The sequence below is a fragment of the Mesorhizobium sophorae genome, from assembly GCF_002270415.1.
Classification (GTDB): domain Bacteria; phylum Pseudomonadota; class Alphaproteobacteria; order Rhizobiales; family Rhizobiaceae; genus Mesorhizobium; species Mesorhizobium sophorae.
Genome location: NZ_NNRI01000021.1, coordinates 468,574 through 488,794 on the forward strand (window position 1 = coordinate 468,574; position 20,221 = coordinate 488,794).

At 61.3% G+C, this 20,221-nt stretch carries 16 protein-coding genes and 4 pseudogenes; 12 read left to right on the forward strand and 8 right to left on the reverse strand.

Annotation, left to right across the window (positions count from 1 at the left end; all coding sequences use genetic code 11):
* Window positions 1–131 precede the first annotated feature (131 nt).
* The 3 genes from CGZ66_RS30490 (at window position 132) to CGZ66_RS40110 (ending at window position 2,576) form a co-directional block, all read left to right on the forward strand.
* On the forward strand, window positions 132–962 hold the full coding sequence (locus CGZ66_RS30490) for a beta-keto acid cleavage family enzyme (RefSeq protein WP_095090435.1): 831 nt from the start codon (window positions 132–134) through the stop codon (window positions 960–962).
* A 163-nt stretch (window positions 963–1,125) separates the two neighbouring features.
* Window positions 1,126–2,085, forward strand: a complete 960-nt coding sequence (locus CGZ66_RS30495; RefSeq protein ID WP_095090436.1) for an SIS domain-containing protein — start codon at window positions 1,126–1,128, stop codon at window positions 2,083–2,085.
* A gap of 344 nt (window positions 2,086–2,429) precedes the next feature.
* Window positions 2,430–2,576, forward strand: a complete 147-nt coding sequence (locus tag CGZ66_RS40110; protein ID WP_167392308.1) for a hypothetical protein — start codon at window positions 2,430–2,432, stop codon at window positions 2,574–2,576.
* Window positions 2,577–2,655: 79 nt separating this feature from the next.
* Here the strand turns inward: CGZ66_RS40110 and CGZ66_RS30500 are convergent, their stop codons facing one another.
* The 3 genes from CGZ66_RS30500 to istA are packed head-to-tail and all read right to left on the reverse strand — an operon-like array spanning window position 2,656 to window position 5,139.
* Entirely contained in the window at window positions 2,656–2,877 is a 222-nt protein-coding gene (locus CGZ66_RS30500; protein ID WP_095085189.1) for a hypothetical protein, read from the reverse strand.
* Window positions 2,874–3,650 (reverse strand): IS21-like element helper ATPase IstB, encoded by a 777-nt coding sequence (gene istB, locus CGZ66_RS30505; protein WP_206073656.1) that lies wholly within the window; start codon window positions 3,648–3,650, stop codon window positions 2,874–2,876. The genes CGZ66_RS30500 and istB overlap by 4 nt, the downstream gene beginning before the upstream one ends.
* Entirely contained in the window at window positions 3,640–5,139 is a 1,500-nt protein-coding gene (istA, locus tag CGZ66_RS30510; protein ID WP_095085188.1) for an IS21 family transposase, read from the reverse strand. The genes istB and istA overlap by 11 nt, the downstream gene beginning before the upstream one ends.
* Before the next feature lie 978 nt (window positions 5,140–6,117).
* Here istA and CGZ66_RS30515 point away from each other — a divergent pair.
* The 7 genes and pseudogenes from CGZ66_RS30515 to CGZ66_RS30540 form a co-directional block, all read left to right on the forward strand.
* A pseudogene (locus CGZ66_RS30515) lies at window positions 6,118–6,357 on the forward strand (IS6 family transposase); the annotation flags it as partial.
* A gap of 65 nt (window positions 6,358–6,422) precedes the next feature.
* A pseudogene (locus CGZ66_RS41105) lies at window positions 6,423–6,863 on the forward strand (IS110 family transposase); the annotation flags it as partial.
* 51 nt (window positions 6,864–6,914) lie between these two features.
* Window positions 6,915–7,091, forward strand: a pseudogene (locus tag CGZ66_RS41110) (IS6 family transposase); the annotation flags it as partial.
* A gap of 75 nt (window positions 7,092–7,166) precedes the next feature.
* Window positions 7,167–7,436 (forward strand): ABC transporter permease, encoded by a 270-nt coding sequence (locus CGZ66_RS30525; RefSeq protein WP_206073810.1) that lies wholly within the window; start codon window positions 7,167–7,169, stop codon window positions 7,434–7,436.
* Between the two features lie 30 nt (window positions 7,437–7,466).
* Window positions 7,467–8,900, forward strand: a complete 1,434-nt coding sequence (locus CGZ66_RS30530) for an IS701 family transposase (RefSeq protein ID WP_378976512.1) — start codon at window positions 7,467–7,469, stop codon at window positions 8,898–8,900.
* Window positions 8,901–8,981: 81 nt separating this feature from the next.
* Window positions 8,982–10,100, forward strand: coding sequence for an IS5 family transposase (locus CGZ66_RS30535; RefSeq protein ID WP_095090438.1), 1,119 nt, complete (start codon window positions 8,982–8,984; stop codon window positions 10,098–10,100).
* Window positions 10,097–10,441, forward strand: a complete 345-nt coding sequence (locus tag CGZ66_RS30540) for a hypothetical protein (protein ID WP_095090439.1) — start codon at window positions 10,097–10,099, stop codon at window positions 10,439–10,441. The genes CGZ66_RS30535 and CGZ66_RS30540 overlap by 4 nt, the downstream gene beginning before the upstream one ends.
* A 2-nt stretch (window positions 10,442–10,443) precedes the next feature.
* Here the strand turns inward: CGZ66_RS30540 and CGZ66_RS30545 are convergent, their stop codons facing one another.
* The 4 genes from CGZ66_RS30545 to CGZ66_RS30565 form a co-directional block, all read right to left on the reverse strand.
* Window positions 10,444–11,877: an IS701 family transposase gene (locus CGZ66_RS30545; RefSeq protein WP_378976512.1), complete on the reverse strand. Its 1,434-nt coding sequence runs from the start codon at window positions 11,875–11,877 to the stop codon at window positions 10,444–10,446.
* A 387-nt stretch (window positions 11,878–12,264) separates the two neighbouring features.
* Window positions 12,265–12,741 (reverse strand): Lrp/AsnC family transcriptional regulator, encoded by a 477-nt coding sequence (locus CGZ66_RS30555; protein WP_095090441.1) that lies wholly within the window; start codon window positions 12,739–12,741, stop codon window positions 12,265–12,267.
* Window positions 12,742–12,914: 173 nt separating this feature from the next.
* Window positions 12,915–14,252 carry an IS1380 family transposase gene (locus tag CGZ66_RS30560; protein WP_095085205.1) on the reverse strand — a complete coding sequence of 446 codons (1,338 nt, stop codon included), beginning with the start codon at window positions 14,250–14,252 and terminating at the stop codon, window positions 12,915–12,917.
* A gap of 394 nt (window positions 14,253–14,646) precedes the next feature.
* Window positions 14,647–15,990: an IS1380 family transposase gene (locus CGZ66_RS30565; RefSeq protein WP_095090420.1), complete on the reverse strand. Its 1,344-nt coding sequence runs from the start codon at window positions 15,988–15,990 to the stop codon at window positions 14,647–14,649.
* Between the two features lie 313 nt (window positions 15,991–16,303).
* Between CGZ66_RS30565 and CGZ66_RS30570 the strand changes: the two genes are divergently transcribed.
* Both CGZ66_RS30570 and CGZ66_RS30575 read left to right on the forward strand, forming a co-directional pair.
* Complete coding sequence (locus CGZ66_RS30570) at window positions 16,304–18,799, forward strand: GcvT family protein (RefSeq protein WP_095090442.1); 2,496 nt, start codon at window positions 16,304–16,306, stop codon at window positions 18,797–18,799.
* Between the two features lie 63 nt (window positions 18,800–18,862).
* Window positions 18,863–19,249, forward strand: coding sequence for an ACT domain-containing protein (locus CGZ66_RS30575; RefSeq protein WP_095090443.1), 387 nt, complete (start codon window positions 18,863–18,865; stop codon window positions 19,247–19,249).
* Here CGZ66_RS30575 and CGZ66_RS30580 read toward each other — a convergent pair.
* Window positions 19,233–19,358 (reverse strand): annotated as a pseudogene (locus tag CGZ66_RS30580) (S1 domain-containing protein); the annotation flags it as partial. The gene CGZ66_RS30575 and the pseudogene CGZ66_RS30580 overlap by 17 nt on opposite strands.
* Window positions 19,359–20,221 lie beyond the last annotated feature (863 nt).

The window sequence follows — 20,221 nt, forward strand, 5'->3', positions numbered from 1 at the left end:
CAACACATGTTTCAAAGTTGCATAAGTGAGTGGCATGGATCATATTGGATTACAGAGGGGTGGGGACCGGCGGGGAGCGTCTTTGGCGCCAACTCGGGCGAAGAGCCACAATTGGCTCGGACGGGTGAAGAATGATCGAAATTGAACGGCCGACCGCAATCTGCGTTGCGCCCAATGGCGGCCGACTAACCAAGGTTGACCATCCTACGCTGCCGCTTGGACCGGCCGATCTGGCGCGGACGGCCCAAGAGTGCCTTGATGCGGGAGCATCCCTTATTCATGTCCATGTGCGCGATCAAGACGGCCGTCATGTCCTCGATGCGTCTGCATATCGAGATGTCATTGACGCCATCGGCCGGGCGGTTGGCGATAAAATGATCGTTCAGGTTACGAGCGAATCGCTTGGTCGCTACGCGCCGCAGGAACAGATTGCGGTCATAAAGGAAACTCGGCCGGAGGCCGTTTCTCTGGCGCTGCGCGAACTAGTGCCAACGGAAGCTCATGAGACCGAGTTCGCGTCGTTCTTGTCTTGGCTCCAGGCCGAATCGATTGTCCCGCAGATAATCCTCTATGAGGCAGACGAGACATTGCGCCTGGACGAGTATCACCGCCGTGGCCTTGTTCCATGGAACCAGGTTCCGGTTCTTTTTGTGCTCGGACGTTACACCCCTGGCCAGAAATCGTCTCCCACCGATCTGTTGCCGTTCATCGACGCGGGCAAGCCCCGTTTCGCTCATTGGAGCGTTTGCGCCTTTGGCGCGCGCGAAGCCGCCTGCGTGACCGCGGGTGCTCTTCTCGGCGGGCATGTTCGCGTCGGTTTTGAGAACAATCGCCAGCTCGCCGACGGGGCAATGGCCAAGTCCAACGCCGAGTTGGTGCAAGGAGTATCGAAGAACCTCCTGGGACTCGGCCTCCGCAGAGCTAACGCAACCGAGTTGCGTCGAGCTTGGCAGGAATTGTGATCTTCTCGTCTCCTAATTTTCGCCGGCCGATTGTCTTTTTATCGTCGTCCGGGAGCGGATTACCAGAAGCCAACGGAGGAAAGCGGCACTCACGTGCTTCGAGAAAGATGTGAGGTAATGCAACATATGTTGCGCGTGCTGAAACGCTGCGCTACGTAGGGTTATGGCTGACGGACCTCTATCAGAGCGATTGATCACCGGCTTCGACGCAATGTCGGAGCAGTTCCAATTGGCGGCGGGCTATATCATCGACCAACCACATGACGTCGCGCTGCTGTCCATGCGTGATCAGGCGCGTCTTGCCGGAGTCCAGCCTGCCACCATGACGCGACTCGCCAAGTATCTTGGCCTCGACGGTTATGATGAGCTTCGTCAGATTTACGCCGAGGCCGTTCGCAGTGGCGATGTAGGGTTCGCCGGGAAGGCTGACGCGCAAGCGGTTGCTCAGAAGCGCAAAGGCGACCATGGCTTTGCTCGCGAAATTCTTCGAGCGCAAGCGGCCCAGATTGTCCAACTTGCCGATTCGCCTCAACTCGATGCAATCGTATCAACCGCCCGCCGCCTTGCATCTGCCAAGCGTGTCTTTTGCATCGGGTTGAGGTCCAGCCACGCGATTGCTTGGCATCTGCACTACATCCTGTCGATGATCACAGACAAGTCGGTCATGCTCGACGCGATCGGCGGGGCCGGTTCGGACGCGTTGGCCCATGCCACTCACAACGATGTGCTTTTCGCGACAAGTGTGCTTCCGTACACACGTGTCACCGTTGAGATCGCGGAATATGCGCAACAGCATCTCATTCCGATAGTCGCCATCACCGACAGCGAGGTCGCGCCGCTCGCCCGAGTTGCCGACGATGTCGTTCTCGTCCAGACGAAAAGTTCCTCGTTCTTTCACACGATGACACCGGCCTTCGCGGTCGCTGAAGTGCTTGGGGCGTTGATCGCCGGACAGAGGGGGGATGCCGCGCGCGAGGCTCTACTCCGGTTCGATGGTCATCTTGCGGACTTCAACACACACTTGAAACAGAGAGCTTGGACGCAAAAAATCCGCTCATTGCCGTCAGCCTCTTCTAAAATAAAGAAAATAGCCGACGGCGGGCGCAGTCCGAATCAGGATTGATGTCCAAACCACCTGACGATTGGTAACTCGACTACAGCGGGCGCGTATGCTGCGATCCCCCTCTCCTGCTTGGTTTGTTCGAATGGCATCCTCCTCGCCGAGTTTGCCGCGCCGGCCACTGAAAACCATTTCTTTTTTGGTGACGCCGCAGTGGCGGCCTTTTGCCTGTTAGGGTGACGGCGCCTGGCTGAGGCAGGCTGATGGCTGCGAGAGCCTCTGCTCGGTCGCTAGGAAACGACCTTGCGCGGACTTGCCCGCAAGCGGCTGCGCAAGTTCGCATCACGCCCCGGTCTCGATTTCGCCATCGCCATCGCCATCGGCGGATCGGCGAGGCCATCGGAACGATGGCACAGACGCTCAACCAACTCATCTTTGCCGGCTTCACGCAAGATCCGGCCGAGCAACTGGCATCCGTGCTCACCGATATGCAATTCGACTCACGGCTCGATGATCGGCAGGTCGTGTTGATGGCTTTTCAAAAGCGCGTCTAAACGACGACAAGCGTTTGGTGCTTGTGGACGGAACAAAAAGGCGGCCTTTGCAGGCCGCCGAGTGTGGAGGATGTGTGCTTTAGAGCGAGGACGGGGCTTTTTCGATATCGCTGTGATCGGTCGGTGTTCGTTGCTGCTCCTGGATAAGTTCCTGGAGTTGGACGCCGTAGTGAGACCAGATGCTATCGGCGAGATCGTTGAGGAGCTCGAAGACAGCGAGCGCCTGTTCGGGTGTCCATTCGGGATTGATGAGGAAGTGGATACCACGACTGAGGCCGGACGGTTGAGGATCTGGTTTCATGCTGCGGGCACCTTTTCGCCGGAGGAGCGGCTGGTGCGTTTTTCGCGCTGTGCCTTTGATCGCTCGGCCGCTTCCTTGAAGCGGTAGGAATCGCCTTCGATGGAGATCACCTCGGATCGGTGCATGAGGCGGTCGACGAGGCTGACGACGCAGGCGGCATTGGGAAAGACCTCCGACCAATCAGCGAAGGGTCTGTTGGTGGTGATGATGGTTGAGCGTTTTTCGTAGCGCCGGCTGATGAGTTCGAACAGCAGGTCCGCATGACGGTTCGAGTAGGACAGATACCCGACCTCGTCGATCGCAAGAACGTCGGCGGCGGCGTAGTGGTGAAGGCGTCGGCGCAAGGCTGCGTCGCTGTCGAGGGCGGCGAGTTCGCCGAGCATCTCGCTGGCGGTTCGGAAGACGACGGTGTGACCGCAGATGAGCGCCTGGTGAGCGACATTGCGAGCAAGTGTCGATTTCCCGACGCCGTTGGGGCCGATAAAGACGATGTTGGCGGCATCGTTCATGAAGGACAGGGTCATCAGATCCTCGACGGCGGCGCGGTCGATGCGGCGAGGCCAGTGCCAGTCATAATCGGACAGTTGCTTGAAGTGGCCGAGCCTGGCGGCACGCGTGCGTCGCCGCATCGAACGGTCGGAGCGCTCCTCTTCTTCCCATTGAAGGACGGCGGCCAGCCAGTCCGCGTCAGCGATTTCGTCCCAATGGGTGATCAGGCCATTGAGGCGCAACGCCTTGGCCCGGTTGAGCAGGATGTCGGGATTATTCATCATCTTTGCCTCCAAGGGTCAGTTGGTCGTAGCTGTCGAGGCGATGCGGCCGTACCGTCGTATCCTTGCGCCGCACGTGTTCGGGCAGGCTCGTTTCGACCGGCGGCGGAGCACCGCGGGCGACCCGGCGGCGTTCCAGTACGTCGCGAACCGACCTCGAATGGGAGGCGCCGGCATGCAAAGCTTCCTCGACGGCGGCCTGCAGTTCCTGCGCGCCGTACAGGTCAAGCAGTTTCAGCAACGCGTTTGTGATCGCACCGATATTGGAGCCACGCTCGGCGGCCCGGATCATCAGGGTCTGGCAGGCCGGCACGGCGCGGGTCAGGCTGTTGAGGCCGCGATGCTGGCGCGCCTCGCGCTTGATTGCGACGAGTGCCTTGAGGTGCTGAGGGTCCTCGATCTGCTGGTCGCGATCATAGCTGCGACGGTGACTGGCGATCATCTTTGCGCCGTCGAAGACGCGGACCAGGCCGAGATCGGCGCGCACGCTGAGCGTGCGCCGGACATGAGCATGCGGTACCGAGTAATCGTTGAGGTCGAAGCGCACATAGGGCGTTTTGCCAACCTTGGCGGCGACCTGCTCCTCGACGGGGTATGGGTTGGCGGGCAGCGGCAGAAGCAGTGGCTGCTCTTGCGCAAACGCCTGGCGGACCGTCATCGTCCGGTCCTCGGGGCATGGCCGGTCGGCTGCCTGGTTGCGGCACCACTGTTCGGCCTGGGCGTTCAGATCGTCGAGATCGGTGAACTTGCGGGCGATGAAGAATGCTTCCCTTATATGCCGTATGGCGCGCTCGACGCGGCCTTTTTCGTTGCCCCGGGCAACCGCGACAGGACGTGGCTCGAACCGATAGAAGCCGGCGAAGGCAAGCAGCGTCGGATGGAAGCGGATCGCATCGCCCTGGCGCTCGAGCACCGCACTCTTGAGATTGTCGTAGAGCAGGACCCTGGGCAGCCCGCACCATGTGTTGAACGCGCCGACGTGACCGCGCAGGAAGTTTTCCATGCGCGCGTCGAGGAAGAAGCGCAGGTAGATGTCGCGTGAGTAAGAAAGCACCATCACGAACGCCATGAGCGGCCGGCGGGCGTTGCCGATCTCGATGTGACCGAAGTGGGCCCAGTCGACCTGTCCCTGCTCGCCCGGCAATGTGCGCAGCCGCAGGAACGCCTCGGCCGGCTTGCGGGGACGGTGCAGGGCGACCAGGTGCCGAAAGTGCGTCGGCAAGCCCCGGTAGCCGCGCTCGCGCACCATCGCATAAAGGCGGCTGGCGGTCAGCGAGGGGAACTTTTCCAGCGTCTGCTCAATGAATGGAAGATACGGGTCAATGATTGAGGCTCTCTGCAGCGGCTTGTGCCGGGGCAATCCCGCCTGGGCCAGAACGCGATGCACCGTCGTGTGATGGACATGCAATTGCCTGGCGATGGTGCCGCAGCGCCACTTCTCGGCGTGATACAGGCGCAGGATCTGCGCTTCCAGTTCGGGGCTGATGGTCATGATACGGGCTCTCCGTCTGCGTAGTCAGCTTCACGGGCATAACGAGGCCCCCGGCGACGCACGAAGCCGGTGCGAACGAACGGCGACAGTCGACAGTCGCAGCGCCGACAGCACGGCGTGGGCATGACCGATGTCGTCGCCCGCCCGGCGACGTCAGCAAAAGCAGCGACGACATCGTTCGAGGGACTGACCAGTAGTGAACCGGCAGGAGATGCAGGTGGAGAATGATGCGTCACTTTATTGTGCCGAGCCCGATATCGTCGGGCCCGGACCGCATGAGCCAGGCGTCCCCGGCGGCTGCGCTGATAACGTCGCCCCGCCTCGCGCACACTCTCGCGGCGGGCAGCACGGGCGCAGTCCTGGCCGCAGTAGCGCTGTCCCCGGTCGCAGCTGCGGCAGATCGTTACCTGCGAACGGCAGCGGCCGCACAGAAAGAAGCGGCCCGTGAGCATCCGCGACGATCCTTTCGGAGCGCCGCTGGGAGTTCGGGGAAAAGGTCGACGGAATGCGCTGACAATGCGATAATGCAGTCGCGCACCGTCAGTGGAGCGTGACACCGAGCCCGGACTTGCCAGTTGAGATCGGTGTTACGCCGGATTGTTTCTGCGGCGCTGATTACCCGCAGATCTACCACAAGGCACGCGCATGGCGGGGTACGTCGAAAGCCGCCTCAGGGCGGCTGGAGACGTGCCCCGCGTCTATCCCTTCAACCTCCCATGATCAGCACCGCGCCGCAAAGGCGGCCGCCCGCTACAGCGCTAGTTGAAGAGCGCGCGGGCGGCCGCCTTTGCTCTTCCAGCGCTTCAGATCTTGTCGTCGTTTATCAGCGGGTTTCGACCGTCTTCGACACACGTTCGCCCGAAGAAGGCGTTGGGTACTCCACCAGGAAAGTAGAGGTCCTCATACGGATCGTAGTCAGCAAGGATCTGTTGCACAGCGCTGTGGCAAGGAGCCTTCGATCATTTTCGGAGGGTTGCAATGTTTAAAGGCCGTCAGTTCGACCAGTCCGTGATCCTGCTTTGCGTGCGCTGGTACCTGGCCTACAACTGGCCTACAATTTGAGCCTGCGTGAATCTTGAGGAGATGATGGCTGAGCGCGGCATCAGGGTCGATCACACGACCATCCACCGCTGGACCGTTCGTTTCTCGCCCTTGTTACTCGAGCGCTTCAACCAGCGCAAGCGTAGCGTGGCCGGCAAATGGTATGTCGACGAGACTCTGAGTAATTGATCGTCAGCGCTCTCTGGCGGCTACTATGGCCGCGTTGAAAAAAGGAGAGGGGAATGGAACAGCTTTTTGTTGGTCTGGACGTGTCAAAGGACGAGACGGCGATTTGTGTTCGAACGCAATGCGGGATCATCAAGGCAGCGTTCAAGAAGCCGACCGACCCTGACGTCATTTATCGTGCCTTGATTTGTGAACGGCAGTATATCCGCTGCGTCGTTCTGGAGACCGGCCGGATGGCGAACTGGCTTTACAACGAGCTCAGCCAGCGCGGCTTACCGGTGGTCTGCATCGATGCACGTCAGGCGCATGCCGTGCTCAGCCAGATGCACAATAAAACCGATGAGAATGATGCCGCCATGCTGGCGGAACTTGCTCGCACAGGATTCTACAAACGCATCGAAGTCAAAGGCCGTGTTGCCCAGGAACGCAGAGCCTTGCTGCGGGCGCGCGAGGTTGCGATCAAGTCCCGGATGAATTTGGAGAACACGATCCGAGGCCTGCTGGCCAGCTTCGGCATCCGTCTTCCCAAACACCTGAAGACGGCGCTCGACGATCGGCGCATCAAGCGCCGAGTCCGGCCGATGCTCGGCTTCAAATCGACGGCCACCGCCTCCGCCATCCTTTCCGGCATCGAAATGATTCATATGATGCGCAAGCGACCGGCGAGGTATGCCTTCAATCCGAATCCGTCCCTAGCCGAGCAATTCGAAATCCTCGCCGCCTGATTGACACCGCATCAGGCCTCTCTGCACCCTCTATTCACCCGTTGCAACAAAACCCTCGCGCCCGCTATGCCCGGAATGGGCACCTATCTTGTTGGCATCCTGAAGGACACACCAATGCTCTCGGTCATAGGTGTTGCAGAACTAATGCATGCGGCGAGCGCAATGGGCTCCGAAAACTACCACTACCTCGAGCCATTCACGCTTGTGGGACTGATCTTCCTGTTGATCTCGCTTCCGACGGCCGGACTGCTCCGGCTGTTCGAACGCCGGCTGCGGCTGGCACTAGTCTTACTGAGTCAGAAAGTCGCGGATGCGGGGGATTCGCGCTGGTCGCGGATTTGTTAGCGTGCTGATTCGTGATCAGGGAAGCGCGCCATGCCCGACTGGACAGCCGAGAGTGAAGCCGAATTTGACGCCTATGTCGATGCTTTGATCGGGGTGATCGGCCACGCCGACCGGGCTGAGCCGCTGAAGGATTATTGCCTCGGACTTCTGATGCCGATGGAACGCAAGAGCGTGGAGCCGTTGGCGGCCGTCACGGCGCCGTCGCGGGTGGCGGCCAAGCATCAGTCTCTGCTGCATTTCGTGGGACAGGCGCCGTGGTCGGACGCGGCCTTGCTGGCACGGGTTCGCGACTGGGTTCTTCCACAGATCGAGCAGCGCGGACCGATCCGGGCGTGGATCGTCGACGACACGGGCTTTCCCAAGAAGGGCAAGCACTCGGTGGGCGTAGCGCGCCAGTATTGCGGCCAGTTGGGCAAGCAGGACAATTGTCAGATTGCGGTTAGCCTATCGATCGCCAATGATGCAGCCTCGCTTCCGATCGCCTACCAATTATATCTCCCGCACATCTGGGCGGAGAATCCGGAACAACGCAAGAAGGCCAAGATTCCGGCAGAGATCACGTTCCAGACCAAGCCGCAGATCGCGCTCGAGCAGATCAAGACGGCCAAGGCCGATGGCGTCGCGCCCGGCGTGGTTCTGGCCGACGCCGGATATGGCGCCGACGGCGGTTTCCGCGCCGGCCTGTCCGAGCTCGATCTGACCTATGTGGTGGGCGTTCAGCCCACGCTCAGCGTCTGGCGTCCAGGCGAGAGCCCCCTGCCGCCCAAGCCTTGGAGCGGAAGAGGCCGGCCGCCGTCCCGGGTCGGCCGAACCGACAATCACAAGCCGGTCTCGGCCAAGGCCCTGGCCGAGGAGTTCGACGCCGAGGCTTGGCGCACGATCGCCTGGCGTGAAGGAACCAACACCGAGCTCAAGTCCCGCTTCGCCGCCGTGCGCTTGCGGCCGGCATCCAGGGACTACAATCGGCCCGAGGCTCACGCCGAAGAGTGGCTCCTGATCGAGTGGCCTGAAGGCGAGGTCGAGCCGAGCAAATATTGGCTCTCCACCTTGCCGGCCGGCGCTACAATCACCCAGCTGGTCGACGCCGCCAAGCTGCGTTGGCGGATCGAGCGAGACTATCAGGAGCTCAAGCAGGAGCTGGGACTGGGCCACTACGAAGGCCGAGGTTGGCGGGGCTTCCACCACCACGCCAGTCTCTGTATCGCCGCCTATGGCTTCCTGATCTCTCTGAGGGAGACGATTCCCCCCTCAGCTCCGGCTCGCGCCCAGAGCCGCCAAACATCTGGTCTTCCCGACGGTTATCGACCCCGCGGATCCTCCGATCCGACCAGAGCGGCACGTCCCGACCTCGATCCCCACCATCCGGCGACGCCTGACCGTGGCCCTGGCCAACCGCCTGCAACGATGTCCATGCTGCACAAGGGCCATGGAAAGTCCGCGTCAGGCCAATTTATGACGCAGTAAGACTAGCAGGCTGTTGAAAAAGGGCTCGCGACGGTCCCAGGTTCGTGATTCACTCTGACCACGACGAGGTGGGAGTGAATCGTGCGGGGCGACGACGGACAGACGGGCGAACTGTTCAGCTACGTGGACCTTGAAGCGCGGGTTCGGCGCAATCATCCGTTGCGGGCGATCCGGACGATCGTGAATGAAGCCCTGTCGGCTCTGGAGCGGGACTTCGCGGCGCTGTACTCGCCGATCGGGAGGCCGTCGATCCCGCCTGAGAAGCTGCTTCGCGCGATGCTGCTGCAGGCGTTCTACTCGATCCGCTCGGAGCGGCTGTTGATGGAACGGCTGGAATACGACCTTCTGTTCCGCTGGTTCGTCGGGATTGGCGTCGATGACGCGGCCTGGGATCATTCTGTGTTCTCCAAGAACCGCGACCGGTTGCTGGAGGGTGACATCGCCGCAAAGTTCCTGAGCGCGGTGCTGGCGCAGCCCAAGGTGAAGAAGCTGCTGTCCACGGATCACTTCTCGGTCGACGGCACGCTGGTCGAGGCCTGGGCGTCGATGAAGAGCGTCAAGCCGAAGAACCCGTCGTCGGACGCCGACCCGGGGAACGGCTCGGGCGAGCCGCCGGCAGAGGGCGGCGGGCGCAACGCGGAAGCGGACTTCCACGGCCAGAAGCGGTCGAATGATACGCATGCCTCGACCACCGATCCGGACGCCAGGCTCTACCGCAAGGGTAAAGGCAAGGAGACGAAGCTGTGCTTCATGGGACATGGGCTGATGGAGAACCGCCACGGCCTGCTGGTTGACGCCTGCCTGACGCTGGCCGACGGACATGCCGAGCGGGTGGCGGCATTGCACATGATCGAGCTCCGCGCCGACCGGCCGCAAGCAATCACGCTCGGCGCCGACAAGGCCTACGACGCAGAAGACTTCATCAATGAGCTGCGCACGATGACGGTGACACCGCACGTGGCGCAGAACACCAACGGCCGCCGTTCGGCGATCGACGGGCGCACGACCCGGCATGGCGGCTATGCCGTCAGCCAGCGCATTCGCAAGCGCATTGAGGAGGCGTTCGGATGGATCAAGATGGTCGCCGGACAGGCGAAGACGAAGTTGCGTGGCCGCGACCGCGTCGGATGGGCCTTCACCCTCAGCGCTGCCGCTTACAATCTGGTGCGGCTGCCGAAGCTGCTGGCGGTGCCGGCATGACCGAGCCCGCGGGCTGCCAACTGATCGGCCGCTGGCGGATCGTCGAAGCCGATCTGTGGGATCGTGGCTATCTCAACCTCGGCGGGCCCGCCATGATCTCCATCGGCGCCGACAACCACGGCCAGATAGCTTTTGGCGCCCTGCAAGCCGGCCTCGACCTCGGTTATAGCCCTTCGATGGTCTTCTTCACATGGGCCGGATTCGATGAGATGGACGAAGTCACTGGCGATGGCTCCGCCGAACTACTCGACGACGGCTCGATAGAGATCACATTCGCCTATCACAACGGCGACGAAGCCATTCTCAAGGCCAAGCGTGATCCTTCTTCAACAGCCTGCTAGTCTTACTGCGTCATAAATTGGCCTGACGCGGACTTTCCATGGCCCTTGTGCAGCATGGACATCGTTGCAGGCGGTTGGCCAGGGCCACGGTCAGGCGTCGCCGGATGGTGGGGATCGAGGTCGGGACGTGCCGCTCTGGTCGGATCGGAGGATCCGCGGGGTCGATAACCGTCGGGAAGACCAGATGTTTGGCGGCTCTGGGCGCGAGCCGGAGCTGAGGGGGGAATCGTCTCCCTCAGAGAGATCAGGAAGCCATAGGCGGCGATACAGAGACTGGCGTGGTGGTGGAAGCCCCGCCAACCTCGGCCTTCGTAGTGGCCCAGTCCCAGCTCCTGCTTGAGCTCCTGATAGTCTCGCTCGATCCGCCAACGCAGCTTGGCGGCGTCGACCAGCTGGGTGATTGTAGCGCCGGCCGGCAAGGTGGAGAGCCAATATTTGCTCGGCTCGACCTCGCCTTCAGGCCACTCGATCAGGAGCCACTCTTCGGCGTGAGCCTCGGGCCGATTGTAGTCCCTGGATGCCGGCCGCAAGCGCACGGCGGCGAAGCGGGACTTGAGCTCGGTGTTGGTTCCTTCACGCCAGGCGATCGTGCGCCAAGCCTCGGCGTCGAACTCCTCGGCCAGGGCCTTGGCCGAGACCGGCTTGTGATTGTCGGTTCGGCCGACCCGGGACGGCGGCCGGCCTCTTCCGCTCCAAGGCTTGGGCGGCAGGGGGCTCTCGCCTGGACGCCAGACGCTGAGCGTGGGCTGAACGCCCACCACATAGGTCAGATCGAGCTCGGACAGGCCGGCGCGGAAACCGCCGTCGGCGCCATATCCGGCGTCGGCCAGAACCACGCCGGGCGCGACGCCATCGGCCTTGGCCGTCTTGATCTGCTCGAGCGCGATCTGCGGCTTGGTCTGGAACGTGATCTCTGCCGGAATCTTGGCCTTCTTGCGTTGTTCCGGATTCTCCGCCCAGATGTGCGGGAGATATAATTGGTAGGCGATCGGAAGCGAGGCTGCATCATTGGCGATCGATAGGCTAACCGCAATCTGACAATTGTCCTGCTTGCCCAACTGGCCGCAATACTGGCGCGCTACGCCCACCGAGTGCTTGCCCTTCTTGGGAAAGCCCGTGTCGTCGACGATCCACGCCCGGATCGGTCCGCGCTGCTCGATCTGTGGAAGAACCCAGTCGCGAACCCGTGCCAGCAAGGCCGCGTCCGACCACGGCGCCTGTCCCACGAAATGCAGCAGAGACTGATGCTTGGCCGCCACCCGCGACGGCGCCGTGACGGCCGCCAACGGCTCCACGCTCTTGCGTTCCATCGGCATCAGAAGTCCGAGGCAATAATCCTTCAGCGGCTCAGCCCGGTCGGCGTGGCCGATCACCCCGATCAAAGCATCGACATAGGCGTCAAATTCGGCTTCACTCTCGGCTGTCCAGTCGGGCATGGCGCGCTTCCCTGATCACGAATCAGCACGCTAACAAATCCGCGACCAGCGCGAATCCCCCGCATCCGCGACTTTCTGACTCAGTAAGACTAGGACTGCAATGATGACAAATACCGACTACCCCCTTGAACTGTGTCAGAGAATGACTGGCCGATGGTCCTCCAGGCCATGGCGGCGTGGAAGACCATGACCGGAACGCTCGCCTGAATTCCGCAGCAGCGGCCTTAATCCGATCTATCTCAGGTGACGTGACAAGCCCGCCCGTAATCCTGGCTGTCGACGCGGCCGGCCAGTCTATCCATGCCTCAGGCCCCGCCGAATGGCGCAAGCGGAGGGCAGCTGACAGCATTGCCCGTAGCATCGGGGTTTTACGGCGCAGCGCTCCGATTAAGTGTCTTCCGACACCTCAACGGGAACACTGAATGTTGCCTTGACCCGATCAACGACCACTAGGGTCTTTACCGTTTTTATGTCCGCGTTCTGATAAAAGAACCTGCGCGTGAAGAGTTCGTAATCCTCCATGCTCCGCGCGGTGATGTAGAGAACGAAATCGGCCTCACCAGTTATGTAGAAGCCCGTCGCAATCTCGGGTGAGGATTTGATTTCGCGCTTGAACTTGTCGATGATGTCGGCGCGCTCTCGCTCGAGGGTCACCATTACAATCATCTGAATAGGTCGGCCGACGGCCTTCGCCGATATGATAGAGACATCCGCTTCTATTATCCCCTCGGCCCTAAGTCTCTTAAGTCGACGCTGGCACGCGGTAGCGGAAAGGCCGACCTTGTCGGCGATTACGTCAGAAGTTAAGCGGTTATTCCTTTGAACCAGTTCCAGGATGCGCGCATCGATCCGATCGTATCTCATCTAGCCCGCTTGATGCACGGCGATCGGCTTTCGGCGGCCTGCATGGCCATCTGGCCGCCCTTGGGGTGCATTTTGACAAGCCTCGTCGGGCGCCGGCGATCATCCGTCGTGATGGAAGGGGGTTTGCGGGTTGAGGTCGGCGGGTTTGTTTCGGGACGTCTGCGCCCCGTCGGCTATGTCACGAGCCGCGCAATGCGATTGAGGACGATGCGCAGGATGCGCTGGTCGGGGCAGGATGTCGGCAGGTGCAGGCGGATCTGGGTTTTCATCTCGACTACGCGGGCGGCGATCTTGATGAGGCGCAATCGCAGCGTGTCGAATTGGGCGACGGCAAAGCTCGAGCGTTTCGGCATCGCGGCGCGCAGGCCCCACATCAGCCAGTAGGCGCCGGCATGCAGGAACAGCCGGAACTGGTTGGCCGTCGCTCTTGTGCAGGAGGTGCGGTCGGCGGCGAGATGCGTCTTCCACGACTTGATGTGGTTCTCGGCAGCGCCGCGCCGGCAGTAGACATCCTCGTAGAGCGCCTTGGCCTTGCCACTTGCAAGGTTGGTGACGATGAAGCGGGTATCGGCACCTTGGGCGCCGACCTCGACGCGGGCGATGATGCGCTCTACGCGGCTCCAACTGGCGGCGCCGTCAAAAAACTCCTTGAAGCGGCGGACCTTGTTCGTCTTCGATGCTTCAAGGCGCGCCATCGTGCTGCTCTCCAGGTCCGCGACATGCTTGCGCAGGGTCGTGGTGGGCGCCACGCCGAGGATGAAGTCGACATCGTTGGCGCGGCACCAGTCGATGACCTGCGGACTACAATAGTGGCTGTCGGCCCGGATCAGGATGCGGATGTTCGGCCAATTGCTCCGGATCGCCCGCACCAGGCGGCGCAGGTGGGGGCGGATTTCTGCCCCGCTCGGCCGCTTCGCTGGTCGCAGGACCGCACCGACGAACCGGCCGTCGCCATCGAACACAACAATCGGCTGGAAGCCGTATTCGTCGTGATGGGCATTGAACAGCCGCAATTGCTGGCCGCCATGCACGGCGTCAAAAGTGTCGTCAATGTCGAGCACGATCCGCTTCGGAACCTGGCGGAAGGAAGAGCAATAGAGGTCGACCATCGCACGGCCCATAACGACCAGTTCCCGCACGCCAGGCAGGTTCTCAAGCCGGCACATCGTCGATTGAGAGGCCAGATCCCGACCCGAAGGCAGCGCATCCTGGGCCATCTTGAAGATCGGATCGCAGCGCAGCCGGTTGGCGTCGTTGCCATCCTCGTAGCCGGCGGCAATCATCTTCATGCGAAAGCCGATCATATCGGCCACGCTATGGATGACCTGGTCCGGGCGGCGCGGATCATCGATGCAGCGCGCCAGACGCTCGGCGACACGCAGCCGCTTTTCCACCTCGGCCAGAGCCAGAACCCCACTGTTGGACGACAGCATGCCGCCGTCAAAACGGGCGACGACGGACTTGCCGCCGACTGATGACAAACCGCTCAACGGCAGCATAAGATCATTCATCGCGGGTGTGGTCTCCGGGAAATGGTTCGGATCGGCTTAAGCAACCAAATCCTACGTCATTTCAACGGCTTGCACCACATCCGCCAACCCCCATGAATTTTCCGGGCTAGGGTGATCTCAGCTGTGGTCTTTCGCCAACGTCGCTGCGCTGGATTAACACAGGTGACGGGAGAATTTCAGCGCCTTATAGACGCTGCACTGCGGGCAGTGCAACGCGTTGCCGCTCCCCGCTGCTTAGCCCGTCTTATTCATGAGCGCGATTGCGCGTTTGCCGCCAGCGAGCCGGCGCGGATGGTTGAGGCGTCTTTTTCACCGCGGCTTGGGCTGGACTTGTTGAACGCGCTGGAGGGTAGAGATGTGGGGTTCGGCGGGGGCATTCGATATGCCCCGGCGCTCATGGTGCTGCCGGCTGCAGCGTGATGGCGATCGCGCGGAACAAGCTGTCTTCGGGACAGGCTGCGGCGAAGGCCAGGCGGATGCGCGAGACGGTTTCGGTGACGCGGGCGCCGAGCTTAAGGAGCCTGAGCCGCAAAGTGGCGAACTCGGCTTTGCTGAGCTGGTGGGTTTTGGGCACCGCGTCACGCAGCGTGAGCATCAGCCAGTATGCGGCAGTGTGCAGGACGAGGCGCACCTGATTGGCAATTGGTGAGCGGCAGGAGGTGCGGTCCGAGGCAAGCTGGCTCTTGTGCATCTTGATCAGATTCTCGGCCTGGCCGCGGGGGCAATAGACCACGTCGTAGATGTGCTGGGCCGAGCCGTTGGCGAGGTTGGTGACGACGAAGCGGATGTCGAGGCCGAGCTTGGTCGCCTCGATGCGGGCGCAGGCGCGGCGATGCATCTTCCAGGATTTCGCTTTGTATCGGGTCTCGGTGTAGCCGCGCAGCGCCGGCTTGTGCTCGAGCGCTCGGCGGGTACGGATATCATCGGCGACTTCATCGACGAGACGCTGGAGAACCTTGTTGCCGGGCAGACCGAAGACGTAGTCGACCGCATTATCCTCGCACCAGGCCATGACCTGCGCCCGCCCATAGGGGCTGTCACCGCGGATCAGAATGCGGGTTCTCGGCCAGCGGGCGCGGATCATCCGGACAAGCCGGCGCAGATGACCGCGGATCTCTTTGCCCGTCGGCGTCTTTCCCGGACGCAGGATCATGGCGACCGGCCGCCCTGTCGCGGCGTCGTAAATGTGGATCGGCAAGAAGCAGCGCTCGTCGTAATGAGCATTGAAGAGCGACAGCTGCTGATGGCCGTGAACGGCATCGAGCGTGTCATCGATGTCGAGCGTCACGCTTTTGGGCGGCGCGACATAGCTCGACAGCCACAGATCCACCAGTACCCGGCCCAGCCGGATGACAGTGCGCAGGTCCGGCAGGTTCTCCAGCCGCGAACACGTCGGCTGCGAGCACAGGTCATTCCCACTGTCGGGCAGCTGACCACAGGCGAGCTTGAAGGCCGGATCGGTGCGCAGCCGATCGAGATCGTTGGCGTCCTCATAACCGCAGGCGATGGCGAAGATGCGGGCGCGCAGGATGTCAGCCATGGCGTGCGTCACGCGCGCTGGATCGCGCGGATCCTGGATCGCAGCGGCAAGCCTGTCAGCCAGGTGCAGCCGCCGCTCGGCCGCGGCCAGCAGCATCACGCCGCCATCCGAGGTGATGCGTCCGCCGTCAAACGCAGCTGTGATCTTCTTGCGTCCAACGGCTGGAAACGAGAACGGCAGCAACGTATCGTCGGTCATGGCGGGTGTGGCGCGGAAGATGTGGGCGACAGGAATGGCTTCAGCACCAAAATCCTACGCCACATCAATCGCTTAAGCTACATCCGCCAGCCTCTCAGACGGGTCGTCGTGCATAAGACGGGTTAGCTTCGGGAAAATCGCCGCTGTGCATTGCGGTTGAGTAACGCTGCATGAGAAGGCCGCAGGGCGCAGGAATGCTGCTGTCACGCCCCGCAGATCGGTGAAAATCAGTGCACGTCTGATTGTAGTTTGTTGGTCCCAATCAACCCGCCTTGCTCGCGCGTTCGCGACAGGGCTACAGCAGGGGTTTTAAATGGCCAGCAAATTACCGTCTCATGCCGAATACGTCATCATCGGAGGTGGTATTATCGGCCTCTCTATAGCCTACCACCTGACCCGTTTGGGCCACCGAGACGTTCTGCTCCTGGAGCGCGACCAGCTGACATGCGGCACTACCTGGCATGCTGCAGGTCTCGTGACGCAACTCCGCGCCAATGAAACCATGGCCAAGCTCGCGCAATATTCTGCTGAGCTGTTCAGGGATCTGGAAAATCTGACCGGCCAAGCCACGGGCTTCCGTCAAACTGGTTCCATCACCGTCGCCGCGACCCAAGACCGGCTTGAAGAGCTTAAGCGCGGGTCTTCGATGGGCCGCTCGTTTGGCCTGGACGTGGAGATGATCAGCGCTGCGGAAGCGCAGCTCCGCGTTCCATTGCTCGATGTCAGCGATGTGTTAGGAGCGGCATGGATCGCTTCCGATGGGATGACCAACCCTATCGATACAGCCCGCGCTTTTGCAGCCGGGGCTCGGCAGGAAGGAGCAACGATACTTGAGCGTACCCCCGTCACACGCATCCTCGTCGAGAAGGGCCGCTTTGCCGGGGTGGAAACAAGTCAGGGAACGGTCCGTGCTGAGAATGCTGTCATCTGCACCGGGCTGTGGACGCGCAATCTGGCTGCGGAACTCAACTGGTCGGTACCGTTGCAGGCTGCTGAACATTTCTATGTCGTCACGGAGGCCATTCCCGACCTGCCTCACGACCTGCCGACGATCCGCGATATGGACGCGCGTGTTTACGCAAAGGCCGACGCTGGTAAGTTGCTCGTGGGCTTCTTCGAGCCCAATGGTAAACCTTGGGGCATGAATGGCATACCTCACGATTTCAGTTTCGATTCGCTGCCCGAGGATTTGGACCACATCGAACATTATCTCTCTGCGGCCATCGAGCGCATGCCAGTCCTGGCCAACGTCGGGCTGCAATTGAATTTCAACGGACCTGAAAGCTTCACGCCGGACAACCGGTTCCACCTCGGACCATCCCCCGATATCCAGGGCCTCTATGTCGCTTCTGGGTTCAATTCTTGTGGCATCGAGTCCTCCGGTGGTGCGGGCAAGGTCATGGCAGAATGGATGTCGACAGGCTTGCCAGCGGGGGATTGCTGGGAAATGGACGTCCGGCGGTCAATGCCCTTTCAGCGCAACAGACGGTATCTATACGACCGCACAGTCGAGGCGGTCGGCAACCTATGGACGCTTCATCTGCCGCATAAGTCACCGAAGACCGCACGCAATGTCCGCGTTTCCCCTCTGCACGATCGCTTGTCGGCCGTCGGGGCGAATTTCGGCGAAAGCGCCGGTTGGGAGCGAGTTCAATGGTTTGGCGCTCCCGGATCGCCGAATGAAAACCATGCGACGTTCGGCCGGGATGAATGGTTTGAGCGAAGTGGCGCAGAGCATACGGCCACGCGCTCTGGCGTCACCCTGTTTGATCAGACCTCTTTCGCGCACATCCTGGTGCAGGGGCCGGACGCCCTTGCGCTCCTCCAGCGCTTGTCCACCAACAACGTGAACGTTGCCGTCGGCCGCATTGTGTATACGCCTTGGCTGAACCAACGCGGCGGCATGGAGTCCGACGTGACGATCGCGCGCACCAGTGAAGAGGAATTTCTTGTCGTGACAGCGGCCGTCCAACGCACCCGGGATCTCGCCTGGCTGCGCTTCCATGCCAAGGGAGCCGGCCATGTCACGGTCGCCGATGTCTCATCCGGATATACGACCCTGTCAATCATGGGTCCGCAATCGCGCGAACTTTTACAGCGTGTCAGTCCAGCGGATTTCTCCAATGAGGCATTTCCCTTCGCGACAGCTCGTGAAATAGAGGTCGGATACAGTCTCGCGCTCGCATTCCGGATGACCTTCGTCGGCGAATTGGGCTGGGAGCTTCACATTCCGACGGAACAGACATTGGGCGCCTATGACGCTCTTGTGGCCGCCGGTGCGGATTTCGACCTGGGCCACGCCGGATACGTCGCCCTCAACACGCTGCGCCTGGAAGCGGGCTACCGTGACTGGGGTTCGGATGTCGGTGATGAGGATACTCCCTTGGAATCGGGATTGGGGTTCACGATCGCTTGGGATAAGGCTGACGATTTCATCGGACGCGCGGCGTTGGAGGCCCAGCGAGGCAAGCCCTTGCGCCGGCGGCTGGTCCAGCTCGCTGCCCCCGATGCTAAGACGTTGATGTTCGGCACCGAGCCTGTCTGGCGCAATGGCAACCTGGTCGGATACCTACGCTCGGCCGGATTTGGCCATACTGTAGGCTGTGGCATTGGTATGGGATATCTCACCTCAGAAAGCGGGGTCACCGCTGAATGGCTGTCCGAAGGGTCATTCGAGATTGAGATCGCTGGCGAGCGCTACGCAGCCATAGCTTCTCTACGACCATTCTATGACGCCGGACGCAGCCGCGTGAAAGGCGAGTGGCGCGGGGTGGACGAGTTGATCGCACCGGAGCTCCACAAGGCCTAAACGCTTCGCTGGTTGTCGCCAACAAATCATACGGAGCCTTCTACCATATCGTTCGACCAGTCTATGGTCCTTACGCTGTCATGCCGGGACCAGCCCGGCATCGTGTCCGCAGTTGCGGGACCGCTTTACGCAGCGGGATGCAACATTATCGAAGCCCAACAATACAGTGACCCCGAAACAGGTCTGTTCTTCATGCGGGTGGTCGTGGAACGCCTCGGCGATGCGTCGTCCGGCAACGGACCGATAGGAGGGATTGCAGAGCTCGCCGGGCGCCTTGGTATGACATACACCCTGCGGCCGTTTTCATTGCCCAAGAAAGTGATGCTGCTGGTCTCGAAGTTCGATCATTGCCTTGCCGACCTTCTCAATCAGCTCAATTCTGTCTCAGTGGCGCTGACGCCGGACATCCGGCTTGCGCCGGGACACGGGAGAGTCAGCCTGCTTTGCTGAGATTGCCGGCCGACGATTTGCCGGTGCGCCGGTCCTGCTCAATTTCATAATTGATCTTCTGACCATCGGGGAGGGTCGAAAGACCCGCACGCTCGACAGCGGAGCAGTGCGATATCGGTCGCGATTGAATCGAGACCTTTTCAGCCATGCAGTTGACACGCCTCGAGCTTTATAAACGGGTTGCGACAGGCCGCTTAGCAAAGTCGCCCCGGAGCTCGGAATTTCCGGCACGGTTCTGGCCTCCATCTGCAAGCGATATCAGGTCCCCCACCCCGGATCCGGATACTGGACCCACAGGTCCCTGGGGCCCGCGGCAGAGCTGCCAGCACTACCCGAGGCATCGGATGAAACCACCCTTGAAGCCCGGATCGGCGCCTTCGTCGAGCACTACAACCACCGGCGCCATCACGAGAGCCTCGACAACGTGATTATCGCTGAGGAGATGGTCGAGCGCTGTGGCCACTGAGAGTGGCGCATCAAAGATGATCCGCTCGATTTCGTCGCGCGGTCCCGGCGACGTTCCAGTGGCGGGGTGAGCGGCATTCTATGATCGACGCCTACGTCCCGTCTGTCTGCTATCGCATTGACTTGCCCGAAAGCAGACCATCAGGGCTGTTCAACATTCTGATCGCCACGCCCAAAACCCGTCTTTCGATCGACTGGGTCGGTTTCGTATTGTCCCACCTTGCTAAGCGCATATTGAGGCTGTCTCACGCACCGGTTGTTCGCCCGTGCGGTTATAATCGTGGGCCAGAGCTGGAGGAGAGCTACGATGGATAACGTCACGACGATTGGTCTGGATATCGCGAAGTCGGTCGCACGGCGGAGCTTCCGGCTGACGATTGGAGTCCCTTCGACGTCAGCGCTTGGATCTGAAAAACTTGCTTGGCCAAATCCAGCCCGATAGTGGTAATATGCTTCACGGAACGGCTCTATTTTGTGGCGTTGAATAAACGACCACGTTTTAGCACT